The sequence below is a fragment of the Shewanella sp. WXL01 genome (assembly GCF_012263345.1).
Taxonomy (GTDB): Bacteria; Pseudomonadota; Gammaproteobacteria; order Enterobacterales; family Shewanellaceae; genus Shewanella; species Shewanella maritima.
In genome coordinates, this window is record NZ_JAAIKQ010000011.1 from 51,103 (window position 1) to 65,067 (window position 13,965).

Annotated in this window: 17 protein-coding genes; 8 read left to right on the forward strand and 9 right to left on the reverse strand. The window is 44.9% G+C overall.

The annotated features are described in order from the left end of the window. Nucleotides 1–102: 102 nt before the first annotated feature. Both G3R49_RS17785 and G3R49_RS17790 read left to right on the forward strand, forming a co-directional pair. Nucleotides 103–1,056, forward strand: a complete 954-nt coding sequence (locus G3R49_RS17785) for a tRNA-dihydrouridine synthase (protein WP_167870565.1) — start codon at nt 103–105, stop codon at nt 1,054–1,056. A gap of 220 nt (nt 1,057–1,276) precedes the next feature. Further along, nucleotides 1,277–1,579: a TraR/DksA C4-type zinc finger protein gene (locus tag G3R49_RS17790; RefSeq protein WP_245335406.1), complete on the forward strand. Its 303-nt coding sequence runs from the start codon at nt 1,277–1,279 to the stop codon at nt 1,577–1,579. A gap of 113 nt (nt 1,580–1,692) precedes the next feature. On the opposite strand, the gene fdx is transcribed toward G3R49_RS17790, so the two are convergent. The 9 genes from fdx to trmJ form a co-directional block, all read right to left on the reverse strand. After that, nucleotides 1,693–2,034, reverse strand: coding sequence for an ISC system 2Fe-2S type ferredoxin (fdx, locus tag G3R49_RS17795; protein WP_130602483.1), 342 nt, complete (start codon nt 2,032–2,034; stop codon nt 1,693–1,695). An 8-nt stretch (nt 2,035–2,042) separates the two neighbouring features. Then, complete coding sequence (gene hscA / locus G3R49_RS17800; RefSeq protein WP_130602481.1) at nt 2,043–3,902, reverse strand: Fe-S protein assembly chaperone HscA; 1,860 nt, start codon at nt 3,900–3,902, stop codon at nt 2,043–2,045. 44 nt (nt 3,903–3,946) lie between these two features. Next, complete coding sequence (gene hscB, locus G3R49_RS17805; protein ID WP_130602479.1) at nt 3,947–4,471, reverse strand: co-chaperone HscB; 525 nt, start codon at nt 4,469–4,471, stop codon at nt 3,947–3,949. A 43-nt stretch (nt 4,472–4,514) separates the two neighbouring features. Next, entirely contained in the window at nt 4,515–4,838 is a 324-nt protein-coding gene (gene iscA / locus G3R49_RS17810; RefSeq protein WP_130602477.1) for an iron-sulfur cluster assembly protein IscA, read from the reverse strand. Nucleotides 4,839–4,853: 15 nt separating this feature from the next. After that, nucleotides 4,854–5,237, reverse strand: a complete 384-nt coding sequence (gene iscU, locus G3R49_RS17815; protein ID WP_130602475.1) for a Fe-S cluster assembly scaffold IscU — start codon at nt 5,235–5,237, stop codon at nt 4,854–4,856. A 59-nt stretch (nt 5,238–5,296) separates the two neighbouring features. Further along, nucleotides 5,297–6,511, reverse strand: coding sequence for an IscS subfamily cysteine desulfurase (locus G3R49_RS17820; protein WP_130602473.1), 1,215 nt, complete (start codon nt 6,509–6,511; stop codon nt 5,297–5,299). A 79-nt stretch (nt 6,512–6,590) separates the two neighbouring features. Continuing rightward, nucleotides 6,591–7,052: a Fe-S cluster assembly transcriptional regulator IscR gene (gene iscR / locus G3R49_RS17825; RefSeq protein WP_130602471.1), complete on the reverse strand. Its 462-nt coding sequence runs from the start codon at nt 7,050–7,052 to the stop codon at nt 6,591–6,593. Between the two features lie 366 nt (nt 7,053–7,418). Continuing rightward, the gene (gene cysE / locus G3R49_RS17830) at nt 7,419–8,240 is read right to left on the reverse strand and encodes a serine O-acetyltransferase (RefSeq protein WP_130602469.1); all 822 of its coding nucleotides are present in this window, start codon (nt 8,238–8,240) and stop codon (nt 7,419–7,421) included. A 24-nt stretch (nt 8,241–8,264) separates the two neighbouring features. After that, complete coding sequence (gene trmJ / locus G3R49_RS17835; protein ID WP_130602467.1) at nt 8,265–9,011, reverse strand: tRNA (cytosine(32)/uridine(32)-2'-O)-methyltransferase TrmJ; 747 nt, start codon at nt 9,009–9,011, stop codon at nt 8,265–8,267. A gap of 154 nt (nt 9,012–9,165) precedes the next feature. On the opposite strand from trmJ, the gene suhB reads away from it, so the two are divergent. From suhB to G3R49_RS17865, 6 genes are all read left to right on the forward strand, one after another. Beyond that, complete coding sequence (gene suhB / locus G3R49_RS17840) at nt 9,166–9,969, forward strand: inositol-1-monophosphatase (RefSeq protein ID WP_130602465.1); 804 nt, start codon at nt 9,166–9,168, stop codon at nt 9,967–9,969. 166 nt (nt 9,970–10,135) lie between these two features. After that, nucleotides 10,136–10,546 (forward strand): phosphate-starvation-inducible protein PsiE, encoded by a 411-nt coding sequence (locus G3R49_RS17845; protein WP_167870566.1) that lies wholly within the window; start codon nt 10,136–10,138, stop codon nt 10,544–10,546. 156 nt (nt 10,547–10,702) lie between these two features. Next, entirely contained in the window at nt 10,703–11,005 is a 303-nt protein-coding gene (locus G3R49_RS17850; protein ID WP_167870567.1) for a PilZ domain-containing protein, read from the forward strand. A 156-nt stretch (nt 11,006–11,161) separates the two neighbouring features. Then, nucleotides 11,162–11,830, forward strand: a complete 669-nt coding sequence (locus G3R49_RS17855; RefSeq protein WP_130602461.1) for an AAA family ATPase — start codon at nt 11,162–11,164, stop codon at nt 11,828–11,830. Then, on the forward strand, nt 11,817–12,170 hold the full coding sequence (locus G3R49_RS17860; protein WP_167870568.1) for a replication protein RepA: 354 nt from the start codon (nt 11,817–11,819) through the stop codon (nt 12,168–12,170). Before G3R49_RS17855 ends, G3R49_RS17860 begins: the two co-directional genes overlap by 14 nt. 124 nt (nt 12,171–12,294) lie before the next feature. Continuing rightward, entirely contained in the window at nt 12,295–13,962 is a 1,668-nt protein-coding gene (locus G3R49_RS17865; RefSeq protein WP_167870569.1) for a sensor histidine kinase, read from the forward strand. Nucleotides 13,963–13,965: the final 3 nt, after the last annotated feature.

The following is a 13,965-nucleotide window of genomic DNA, read 5'->3' on the forward strand; positions in this document are numbered from 1 at the left end:
ACAATAAGCTACCGAGTAGCAGCCTAATTACCAGGACAAAACTACTGGCGTGGCTAATTTTACGCGCTAAAATAAGCGCCCTTTTACTGACTTGGATTCATTGTGCGTATTATTCTGGCCCCGATGGAAGGTGTGGTTGACGACCACATGCGAGATCTTTTATCAGCAATTAACCCTTATGATCTGGTGGTCACCGAATTTGTGCGCGTGGTAAATCAAGTATTGCCAGAAAAAGTGTATTACAAGCTTTGCCCTGAGCTACACAATAACGGCCTAACACCCTCTGGCACGCCAGTTAGAGTTCAGCTATTGGGTCAACACGCCGACTGGATGGCAGAAAATGCTTATAAAGCGGTGGAGCTTGGCTCTCATGGCGTCGATGCTAACTTTGGTTGCCCAGCTAAAATGGTGAACAAGAGTAATGGCGGCGCTGTGCTTTTGCAGTACCCAGAGACCATATACGATATTGTCAAAGCCATGCGCGACGCAGTACCAAGCGAGCAGCCGGTCACCGCTAAGATCCGTTTAGGTTTTGAAGATAAGTCTAAGTTTATGGAAAATGCACTGGCAATTTATGAAGCCGGTGCAACTGAGCTTGCAGTACATGCTCGCAGTAAAGTTGATGGCTATAAGCCTCCAGCCTATTGGGAATACATTACTGAAATCCGCAAAGCTATTCCTATTCCAGTCATAGCAAATGGTGAAATATGGAACGTTGACGATGCCAAACGCTGTATGGAAGTAACTCAGTGCAGTGATATTATGGTTGGCCGCGGCGCAATTTCACTGCCAAACCTTGCTGACACCATAAAAAATGGCGTGGAGCCATTTAGCTGGCAACAAACACTGCAACTCTTGCTGCAATACACCCAGCGTGAATTAAACGGTAAGAAAGCAACTTATTATCCAGCACGTATCAAGCAGTGGTTTAGGTATCTCAACCGCCAATACCCGCAAGCAGAAGAACTGTTTAGACAACTTAGGGTGCATAAAACCAAAGATGCGATTGTCACTGAGCTAGAGAAAGCGAACCAAGAGTTAGCTTCACGCCACTAAATCGGCAAAAACACTTACGCTATGCTCATTCGTCCAATAAACGTATGAATTTTGCTTAATTATTCCATTAATTAGCTGTCGATTGATCTTCATCATAGCGAATAACATTTGACCGCTTAAAATCGTCTTCATTATCTGAAATAAGGCGAATAACGTGTCTAGCCAAGCTACCAAACAAATTCTGATCAACCGAGAGGTTGCGCTACGCTCTCAACTTAGCTTGGCGCTAAACACTCCTCTGATGGCTGAGCAGCGCCTAAGCGTTAATGAACAAGCCACTTTGCCTGAGTTAATAGAGCAAATCAGCCATACTCATTTACTGGACGACGAGCTATTCCATAAGCTAGTGCAGCTTGATGCAGCCTACTGCCAACTAGAACTTGGCTTATATGGCTTGTGCGCCGATTGTGAGATGGAAATCGAGCCTGAGCGCCTAGCAGCCGATCCTACTGAGCAGCGCTGTGCAGTATGCGGTGAAAAGCATTTACGTGAGCACCGACAAGAGCTAAGACTCAATCATTAACTGCTATTTTTCCCAGAGCATCAGTTTATAAGTAGTTAACAGCCAACTAAAAAAGCAGCGCTAATGCGCTGCTTTTTGGTTTACCCATTTAAACATGATAGCGATAGGTGAGATTAATGGTCGCCTTCACTGACCATGTTGAGCGTGTATTTCGGGATCTCTACAACCAAGTCTGTTTCAACAACTTTAGCTTGGCAGGCTAAACGGCTCTCAGGCTCAAGTCCCCAGGCTTTGTCTAGCATATCGTCTTCTAGCTCGTCGCTTTCTTCTAAGTCGTCAAAGCCTTCACGCACAATACAGTGACACGTTGTACAAGCACATGACTTCTCACAAGCATGTTCAATATGAATACCGTTTTTTAAGGCGACATCAAGAATGGTTTCACCCACTTCAGCTTCGACAACTGCGCCATCTGGACACAACTCTTCATGGGGTAAAAATACTAACTGTGGCATTGCTTCACCTATATATTGTCAACTGACTGGCCAGTTAGCGCAGCCTTAATTGAATTATCCATACGCTTAGATGCAAAGTCCTGAGTTTGTGCATCTAAAGCTGAAATTGCTTTCTCAATGGCGTCAACGTCGTCGCCCTGGGCAACATTATTAAGCTCAATAATGCCATTATCAAGTTGCTCACGCTCTTCACTTGACAATAAATCACCGTCTTTCGCGAGCGCCGCTGTTAGCGATTCAATCACTCGCGCAGCTTCGACCTTTTGCTCGGTTAGCATACGGCGGGTAATGTCTTCTTTCGCATGCTTCATTGAGTCTTTTAGCATGGTGGCAATTTCAACATCTGAAAGCCCAAACGATGGCTTCACTTGAATTGACGTTTGTACGCCGGTTGATTTCTCCATTGCGGTAACGCTAAGCAAACCATCAGCATCAACCTGGTAAGTAACTCGAATATGCGCAGCGCCTGCAGCTAATGGTGGAATTCCTTTTAAAGTAAAACGCGCCAGTGAGCGACAGTCATCAACCAGCTCACGCTCGCCCTGCACCACATGAAATGCCATTGCCGTTTGACCATCTTTAAAAGTGGTAAACTCTTGTGCGCGTGCGACAGGAATGGTGGTGTTACGCGTGACAACCTTCTCAACCAAACCGCCCATGGTTTCAACACCGAGCGATAACGGCAGTACGTCAAGCAGTAGTAAATCAGAGTCAGGCTTGTTACCCGCAAGGATATCGGCTTGAATCGCCGCACCAATGGCAACTACGCGATCAGGGTCGATAGAGGTTAATGGCGCTTTACCAAAGAAATCTGCAACCTTTTCACGTACTAGTGGCACGCGAGTTGAGCCGCCAACCATCACGGTTTCAAGCACTTCATCAGTGCTCACGCCAGCGTCACGTAACGTGCGGCGACAACTACTGATGGTCTTTTTCACTAGCTTTTCAATCAATTGGTCAAAGTCAGCTTTGCTAACTTGGCAAGTGTGGGTAGTACCTGCGACTTCAATAGTTGCTTCAACAGCGTCAATGTCAGTTAACTGCTCTTTTACGCGGCGCGCTTCAATTAACAACTGACGGTTTAAATGAACATCAACTTCAGTTAAAGCAAATGCTTGTTGCAGATGAGCTTGCAATAAATGGTCAAAATCATCACCGCCTAATGCAGAGTCGCCGCCGGTCGCTAGCACTTCGAATACGCCGCGATTAAGGCGCAAAATTGAGATATCAAAGGTGCCGCCACCTAAATCGTAAATGGCGATAACCCCTTCTTGCTGGGTATCTAAACCATAAGCAATCGCCGCTGCAGTTGGCTCATTTAATAGTCTTAATACTTTAACGCCGAGTAACTCAGCAGCATCTTTGGTGCCTTGACGCTGGGCATCATCGAAATAAGCCGGAACAGTAATCACCGCGCCTTGAAGCTCACCACCTAAGGTGTTTTCAGCGCGTTCAATTAATGGACGTAAGATCTCAGCAGACACCTGAATTGGGTTAACCTTGCCTTGAGAGGTTTCAAACACAGGTAAACCGTGCTCACTGGCAGATAACTGGTAAGCGTGCTGCACGTCATTTGCTTGCACATCAGCAAGGCTACGTCCCATAAAACGCTTAACCGAAACAATCGTGTTAACCGGATCTGATGCTGATAATGCCTGTGCTTGATGGCCAACCACAATCTCATCTTTACCATAGTGAACCACTGAAGGTAGTGAATGCCGTTGTTGTTCATCAGCCAGCGTTGTGGCTTCGCCGCTGCGTACAGAGGCAACCAGCGAGTTGGTGGTTCCTAAATCGATACCCACAGCTAAGCGGTGTTGATGTGGCGCGGCGCTTTGGCCAGGTTCTGCAATTTGCAACAGTGCCATATTGTTCCAACTTGTAAATTTGTTATGTAAATGCGTGGCAAAAACTAGTCGTGCAGTTGGTCTTCAATGCGCGACAGCTCGTCTTGTAACTTTGCCATAAACTTGAGCTTACGAATTTGATCCGCGGCAGATAAATTGTCTTGCTCATTATTGTTTTCAAGCAGTGAGGATAACTGACTAAATAGCGACTTTTCAAACTGAGCGAATGAATCGTATAAATCGTCAATTAGATCTTGAGGATCATCACTGTGGTTGATGTCTTCTAGCGCTTCACGCCACTCCATCTGCTGCATTAAGAAACTGGTGTCTTTAACAGTGGTGGTTTCGTGACTTAAATCGATACCGCGCAAACTAAGCATGTGCTCAGCGCGGCGAAGAGGTGTTTTTAGCGTTTGATACCCGTCATTAATCTGCGCGGTACGTTGCACAGATAGCAATTTTTGTTGCTCAGATTCATGGGCGAATTTGTCGGGATGTACCGCGCGCTGCAGTTCGCGATAGCGTTCTGCAAGCGCTGTGGTATCTATATCAAAGGCTGGCGTAAAATGAAAAAGCTCAAAATAGTTCATGTATTGGACCGCACAGCGCTATTGGATTGTCAAAGAGAGTCGATTATACCGTGAAACTTTCGCCACAGCCGCACTCACCTTTGGCATTGGGGTTGTTAAATTGAAAACCTTCGTTTAGGCCTTCTTTTACAAAGTCGAGTTCAATGCCTTGTAAATAGATGAAACTCTTAGCGTCGATGATAATGTTCACGCCATCGATAGCGTAAACTTCATCATCGTCGTTAAGGTCATCGACAAACTCAAGCACGTAAGCCATGCCAGAACATCCGGATGTTCTTAACCCTAGGCGCAATCCAAGCCCCTTACCACGATTGGCTAGAAACGATTTTACTCGATCTACCGCTGCTGGGGTCATTGTAATAGCCATGTTTAACTCCAGATATTACTTGTCTTGTTTAGTCTTGTACTCGTCAATCGCGGCTTTGATTGCATCTTCAGCCAAAATTGAGCAGTGGATTTTAACCGGTGGAAGCGCTAGCTCTTCAGCGATGTCAGCGTTTTTAATTGCTGCAGCTTCTTCAACAGTTTTACCTTTAACCCACTCAGTAACTAGCGAGCTTGATGCAATCGCACTGCCGCAACCATAAGTTTTGAACTTAGCGTCTTCGATGATGCCTTCGTCATCAATCTTAAGCTGCAGTTTCATTACGTCACCACAAGCTGGCGCGCCAACCATACCAGTCACTACTGATGGGTCGTCTTTTTCGAATGAACCCACGTTACGTGGATTTTCATAATGGTCGATTACTTTTTCACTATAAGCCATGGTATTACTCCAAAATCTGTTCGTTTAACAATGCAATATCGTCAGTTAGACGCTTGTTATTAGTGGTGAGTCCACTGCACCTTTTCTAAGTCGATACCGTCTTTGAACATTTCCCATAAAGGAGACATTGCGCGTAGTTTATCGATAGACTCGGTAATTGTTTTAATCGCGTGGTCAATCTCTTCATCTGTTGTGAAGCGACCGATAGAAAAACGAATTGAGCTATGGGCCATTTCATCGTTTAGACCTAAAGCACGTAGTACGTAACTCGGCTCTAAGCTTGCAGAAGTACAGGCAGAGCCTGACGATACTGCTAAATCTTTAAGTGCCATCATCAAAGACTCACCTTCAACGAAGTTAAAGCTCACGTTAAAGATACCGCTGTAACGCTGCTCCATATCGCCATTGATGTAAGTTTCTTCGATGTGCTTGATGCCATTCCATAGTTTGTCGCGTAGCTGACGAATGCGCGCGTTATCGCTTTCCATATCTTGCTTAGCAACCGCTGCAGCCTCACCAAAACCAACGATTTGATGGGTAGCAAGTGTACCACTACGCATACCGCGCTCATGGCCACCACCGTGCATTTGCGACTCAAGGCGAATACGAGGTTTACGGCGAACATATAGTGCACCAATACCTTTAGGGCCGTACATTTTGTGACCTGAGATAGAGATAAGGTCAACTTTCATTTCTTGTACGTCGATTGGCAGCTTACCTGCGCTTTGTGCTGCATCCATGTGGAAGAAAATTTTCTTCGAGCGGCATAGCTCGCCGATTTCAGTCACATCATGTACAACGCCAATTTCGTTGTTCACATGCATGATGCTCACAAGGATTGTATCTTCACGCATTGCTTCTTCAATGCGAGATAGAGGAATGATGCCGTTTGCTTCTGGCTCAAGGTAGGTAACTTCAAAACCTTCGCGCTCTAATTGACGACAAGTATCTAGGGTCGCCTTATGCTCGGTTTTGCTAGTGATAATGTGCTTACCTTTCTTGTGGTAAAAGTGCGCAATACCTTTAATTGCAAGGTTGCTAGACTCAGTTGCACCTGAAGTGAACACGATTTCGCGGTGATCCGCATTGATAAGGTCAGCAATTTGGTTACGCGCAATATCAACGGCTTCTTCTGCTTGCCAGCCATAACGGTGTGAACGAGAGGCTGGGTTGCCAAAAACACCGTCCATAGTCATGTGTTTAACCATTTTATCTGCAACACGCGGGTCAACCGGGGTTGTTGCGGCGTAATCTAAATAGATAGGAAGCTTCATACTCACACTCCGTACAAGGGCAGCCTTTAGCCACCATACAACGTACAAATAATAATTATTTTCAAATCAACTCAAAGCCTTACGAAACGGCTCTTTGTTCCTGCTGCAATTCATCTTGCTTTACCGAGATATACTGCACATCTCGTTTTTCCATTAACCCGGCAAGGGTAATTCCGCCTAAAAAGTCAGAGATTTGCTTGCTTAAATCACCCCATAACGAATGAGTTAAACAACGACTGCCACTTTGGCAGTTACCTTGACCTTGACAGCGAGTTGCATCAACGGACTCATCAACGGCATGCACAACCATGCCAACCGAGATGTCATCTGCTTTTAGACCTAAGCGATAACCACCACCTGGGCCACGGACACTTGCAACAAGACCTTGTTTACGTAATTTGGCGAAGAGTTGTTCAAGATAAGACAGCGAAATACCCTGTCTTTCAGAAATATCGGCCAAGGGAACAGGCCCTAGCGATGAATGAATGGCAACATCTAGCATGGCGGTCACTGCGTAGCGACCTTTTGATGTAAGTTTCATAACTTTCTACTGCTCCCAAAAAGTATGGTGCAATTGCATCATACCCGAGTAATTTAGTCAAGTATTTATCCCAGTAATTTACTCAAGTATTGCGGTACTTCACAAAATGCAAAACACCCTACTCATTTGCTGGGGTATTTAACCTTTTTGAAGTCAATTATTCAATGGCTAAGAAACATTTATTCAGGGCAAATAACAATTAATGAGTAATAGCTAACAGTTTTCGGGATAAAAGCTCAATTGCCTCTTGAATCACTAAAGACGTAGCCCCATTTAACGTAGCCCAACTTACCGACAACCTAAGTACCGATAACTAAACCATCAACAGCTAAAGCAGGCAACTTAAACGAGGCTATTTGTCACGGTTTAAATATGCGGGTCAAACTCATCAATTTCCTGCTTGCGCTTTTCAGCCGCGGCGCGCTCAGCTTCGTTAAATTCATCAACGTTAAGCTCAGGTAGTTTTTCAGTGCATACTTCACCACCCATAGATTGCACCGCCTGACACACTTCTTGCACTTTTGAGTCCATTAGGTGCATATGATCAAGCATTTGCCCAATGGCATTTGCGACAGGGTCTGGGTTGTCCGGTGATACCGCATACGCGTCAAAGCCGTATTTCTTCGCCATCTGGCTGCGTCGCTCAGACGTTTCTTTAGACTGCTCGCTAGCGGCTGCAACGATTCGCCCTGGAATACCAACTACCGTTTTACCTGCAGGCACATCTTTTACTACCACAGAGTTGGAACCAACTCGGGCTCCTTCATGCATGGTGATCGGGCCTAGCACTTTGGCGCCGGCACCAATAACTACATTATTTTCAAGGGTTGGATGGCGTTTGCCGGACTGCCAAGTAGTACCGCCTAAGGTAACACTGTGGTACAAGGTACAATCATCGCCAATCTCGGCGGTTTCACCAATCACCACTCCCATACCATGGTCAATGAAAAAACGACGACCAATAGTCGCACCGGGGTGAATTTCAACGCCCGTTAACCAACGAGAAAAAGTCGACAAACATCGCGCCGTTAGGTTCCAGTTTTTAAGCCATAGCTTGTTGCTAATACGGTGCAACCAAATTGCCTGCATGCCTGGATAATTGAGTAGGATCTCAATATTACTGTTCGCGGCTGGGTCGCGATGATAGATGGATGCGATATCTTCTTTTATGGTGGAGATAATGCCCATATAACTCTCCCTAATGGACGGACGCTATTTGTCTGACTCTTCTTGCGAAGGCTCAACAATCTTTTTATCGATTGAGGTTAAAATACCGCGCAAAATGTTCATTTCTGCAGCCTCAATTCTTGCTTTAGTAAACAAGCGGCGCAGCTTAACCATCACCTGACCGGGATGGTTCTTAATAATAAACCCGGTTTTACTCAAAGTTGTTTCAAGGTGAGTGAAAAATCGCTCTAAATCTTCAGATAGCGGGTATTCTTCCTCGGTAACTTGTTTTCCTGACTCATCAAGCGCTAACTGAGCAACCCGAGTTTCATAACAAATCAACTGCACAGCTTGCGCTAAGTTAAGCGAGCTATATTCAGGATTGGCCGGAATGGTTAGGTGGTAATGACACTTTTGCAGCTCTTCGTTACTTAAACCATGATTTTCACGACCAAAGACAATGGCAACAGGGCCAGTTTCACTGCGCTGCGCAAGTTTCTCACCCGCTTCACGAGGCTCTAGCATTGGCCAATCAAGAGTACGGCTGCGAGCACTTGTGGCAATGACTAGGCTACAATCGGCAATCGCTTCTTCTAATGAATCAACTCTGGTTAAGTTTTCAAGAATATCTGCCGCGCCCGCTGCAAGTGCAATAGAATGACCATCAGGTTCAACGCGAGGCTCAGCTAAATATAAATTGGTAAGGCCCATGGTCTTCATAGCTCTGGCAGTAGAGCCAATATTACCAGGGTGTGACGTGCCGACGAGGACGACGCGGATATTACTTAGCATGTAACTTGATCTATTTTAAGGAAAATTCAATCTGCGCATACTAACACAAGGGAGATTACATGGTTATATGAAAATCTGCATTTGATATAACCAACAAATTGAGTATAATACGCCGGCTATTTTATATACGTTCTTTAACATCCAGGGGATTGCAATGCATCCAATGCTCACTATTGCCACACGCGCAGCACGCGCGGCGGGCCAAACTATCATGCGCGCTTTTAACGAACTTGACCGTGTCGAGGTTAGTGCGAAAGGAATGAACGACTACGTTACGAGCGTTGACAAGGAAGCTGAATCAGCCATCGTTTATCAAATTCGAAAGTCTTACCCTGACCATACTATTGTGGGTGAAGAAGACGGCGAAAACCGTGGTGAGAATAAAGATTACGTATGGATTGTAGACCCACTGGATGGTACCACTAACTTCGTTCGTGGTATCCCTCATTTCGCGGTTTCTATCGCGGTTCAATACAAAGGCAAAGTTGAAGTTGCAGTCGTTTACGACCCGGTTCGTGACGAGCTATTCTCAGCCGTGCGCGGTAAAGGCGCAAAAGTGAACGATTTCCGTCTACGCGTTACTCAAGTTAACGATCTAGATGGCACTATCATCGCAACGGGTTTCCCATTCAAGGCTCGCCAGCACACCGAAACTTACATGAATATTCTAGGTGCGGTATTCCCACAATGTGCTGACATTCGCCGTGCAGGCTCTGCTGCGTTAGATCTAGCATACGTTGCTGCGGGTCGTATGGACGGTTACTTTGAAATCGGCCTAAAACCATGGGACATCGCTGCAGGTGACCTTATCTGTCGCGAAGCTGGCGGCACAGTTACAGACTTCACAGGTGCTCACAACTACCTTGCATCAGGTAACATTGTTGCTGGTAGCCCAAAAGTCACTGCTAAGCTAATCAAAACCATGCGTCCACTACTTAACGAAGCACTACAACGCTAAGTTATTTTGCGCTCATGACATCAGCTTTATCCTCATAAAGCTGAAAATTAAGGCCAATTATCACAGATAGTTGGCCTTTTTTGTTTCTTTGAACTAGATCACTGCAACGATTTACATTGTCGGGCATATACTTGAGCCATTATGTTGATTTTTATGGATACTTGTCATGCCTGATACCGCACTGCGTAAAATTGGTGTAAAAAGCCTGAAGATGATTGAACACGTAGTCTTGTTCATCATTTCTATTGCGACCGTTTACGCAATTGGTGAAGAAATTTTGCACATGTTTAATATTAAAACAGTGCAGCTCGCCGACCTGCTTTTACTCTTTATCTACCTCGAAGTACTCGCTATGGTAGTTAACTATCTTGAATCAGGTAAACTACCTATTCGAATGCCACTATATATTGCCATAGTTGCGTTAGCGCGATACCTCATTCTCGACATGAAAGGCATGGACGACTGGCGCGTACTTGCCATCTCTATCTCCACCATTGTGTTAGCATGCACGGTAATTGTGATCCGTTGGGGGCAATTAAAACTGCCTTACCCAAAGAACAAAGACATGGAAGACTAACCAACCTGAGTTTTGATAACCCACATTTAGCGCCTGTAGCAGTAAATTAACAACGACTAGAGGCGCTTGGCTATTGCTTAACATCTTGTTTATGCTAAAACTAATACACTAGCCTGATAAATTCTAAGTACCAACCACGACAAAGGAGTGATGGTTATGGCGAACGAGCCAACTGGTTTTAAAGAAAAGCGCGCGTCACTTCGCGTAGATATGGAAGCCGAGCCAGTACGCCTGCACTGGATTGATGATCAAGGCCAAGCTATAGAAGATGATGCAACCTGTCTCGACCTCGCCCGAAAAGGTGTGCTATTTGAATACAAACAAGCCTTTAAAGTCGGCGCGCTCGTTGCCCTCACCTTTAATCAAGGCACACCACAACAAAATACCATTAAAGGTCAAGTTTGCCGCTGCTCTGCAGCCGACGAAAACGGCTTTCATATTGCGATGCAATTGGTGTAAAGCAAGACTGAACCGCTTATCGGCAAAGTAAAATGTCAGATGTGTCCTATAATCTTTACTATTGGCACGCAATTTTATTCGGCGAAATAAGTCATCAATCACTTGCATGCAGTAGCCTAAGTTCAACATTGCCTCGCGGCGCAAAGGGAGACGAATATGATATTGCTAGTTGGCGGCGAAAAAGGCGGTAGTGGCAAAAGCTGCTTAGCGCAAAACCTAGCGGTCAATATTACTCAAAAATTCAATGCCAATGTATTGATGGTGGACTGTGACCCTCAGCGTACTACTTCAGACTGGATCCAAGCGCGTAACAACGACCCTGAACTCCCTGCTATCAACTGTATTCAGCTCTACGGAAAAATTCGCAATGATTTACTGAGTCTTGATGAGCGTTTTGACTATGTTATTGTCGACTGTGGTGGTCAGGATAACTTAGCTATGCGTGCTGCTATGTCGGTAGCCACTTATGTGGTTATTCCGCTGAGACCAAAACGTCGCGATTTAAAAACCCTGCCACACATGGAAGACATGCTAAGCACCTGTAAGATGGTCAATCCTAAAATGGTCGCCACCATTGTAATGACCCAGTGCCCCGCGCTACCATCACAATATAAGCGGATCCTTGAGGCTAAAGAAGTGGTAGAGTCTTACGGATTGCGCGCACTAAATTCTGTCACTTTTAGTCGTAACATCTACGATGACAGTGAAGAGTCTGGTTCATCAGTACTTGAAATAGAGCCAGAAGGCAAAGCTGCCGATGAAATCCGCGCCATCACCGATGAACTTTTCGCTATACCACCAGAAAATAGCTATGAGTTTAACTGATCTCAAACGTAAGCTTCCGAAGAACCGCCGCAAGGCGGTGTCTGTTGACGACTTTATTGAAGACGCCAATAACTATGCTTTTGGTAAAAAGTCACTCATCGATGGCGAACAACCACAGCAGCAAACCACTGCCGAGTTTATTAAAGGCTTAGATAAAAACAGCGCAAAAGTTTATCGCCGTGCCACCTTCACACTTACCGAAAAAAGTATTTCACAGCTAGATGAAATAAATCAAAATAGTAATATTGCTAAGTCAAAGATCTTACGGATTTTAATCGACGATTTTTGCAGTAAGTCGAGTTCAGCACAGACTAAATTGTTAAACAAAAAACGTAAGTAGCTAAACGATAAAACAAAGCAGCTCTATCTGCATTGTATGACGCGACTTTACACTAGCACGTGAAAACCTAGAAATATTAAACCTTAAAAACGCGAACACCTAAAAAGCAAACAAGAGCTACACCATGTCACTTATTCTGTTACTGACTCAGCAAATGTGCCTTTATTTGGTTATCGTTTACCTGTTGAGTAAAACCCCGCTATTCAAGCTGTTTACAGAAACATCAAAACGCTTGCCCCACAAGGTGTATATCTATCTGATATTTTCTGGCTTTTGTATTATGGCAACCTACTTTGGTGAGCAAACCACGGGGGCCATTGCCAATACTCGGGCAATGGGCGCAGTGCTCGGCGGCTTACTTGGTGGTCCTGTAACAGGTTTTTTTGTCGGCCTTACGGGTGGTTTACACAGGTATAGCCTCGGCGGTTTTACCGATGTTGCTTGTGCTATTTCAACCACGCTCGAAGGGCTTACAGCTGGTTTAGTGCACCTGTATTTAAAGCGTAATGACAAGAGTGAGCTTATTTACCATCCAATGCAGGTATTTCTCGTGACCTTTTGCGCCGAGGTAATGCAAATGCTGATTATCTTGCTAGTTGCCAAGCCATTTGATCAATCTCTCGCACTCGTTAAAGAAATCGCCCCGCCGATGTTATTAGTCAATGCCTTGGGCGCGGCTATGTTTATGAGCATGATCCGCGACCAGAAAACCATGTTCGACAAACTATCATCGAGCTTCTCCGCCAAAGCGCTAAAGATTGCCGAGCGCAGTGTCGGCCTATTATCCAAAGGGTTTGATCAACAAAGCAGTAGTCAAGTAGCTAAAATTGTTATTGAAGAAACTCAGGTTGGCGCGGTTGCCATTACTGACAATGAAAAATTACTGGCATTTATTGGTATTGGGGATGATCACCATTTGCCAGGTACGCCTATATCTTCACAAATAACCCTAGACGCTATCAGCCAGAATAAAGTGATGTTTGCAGATGGTGTGGATATTCCTTATGCCTGCTCGTTATCGAACAAGTGCCCGCTGGGTTCAAGCCTTGTTATTCCCCTTAGAAGCAACAACGAGGTTATTGGCACCATTAAACTATATGAGCCAAAAAATAAATTATTCTTGAATATCAATCGTACTCTTGGTGAGGGGATCGCAAGGTTACTCTCCAACCAAATCCTATACGGCCGCTTTGAACAGCAACAAAACCTACTGGTGCAAGCAGAATTAAAGCTACTTCAAGCACAAGTTAATCCACACTTTTTATTTAATGCACTCAATACCATCAGCGCCATTATTAAGCGCGAGCCAAAAATGGCAAAGATGCTACTGCAACAGCTTTCACAGTTTTTGCGTATCAACCTGAAACGCTCAAGTGAACTGGTAACCTTAAAAGACGAGCTTGAGCATATTGATGCTTACCTGACTATCGAAAAAGCACGATTTATCGATAAGCTTACCGTTAACATCGACATTAGCGATGAGCTAGCCAACTATAGAATGCCTGCTTTTACCCTACAGCCTTTGATTGAAAATGCTGTAAAACATGGTACCTCACATCTAATTGAAGCTGGTGTGATTAATGTCAGTGCACAAATTGATGGTGATGACTTGCTGTTAATGGTGACCGACAACGCCGGCTTGTATCAGCCTAGTGAAACAACCGAAGGCCTTGGTATGAATATCGTCCATAAACGCATTCAAGCACAGTTTGGCCAACAGTATGGCGTGAGCGTCGAGTGTGAAGCTGATAAACTTACTCAAGTTCAAGTTCGCCTGCCCCTAGAGGAATAATCA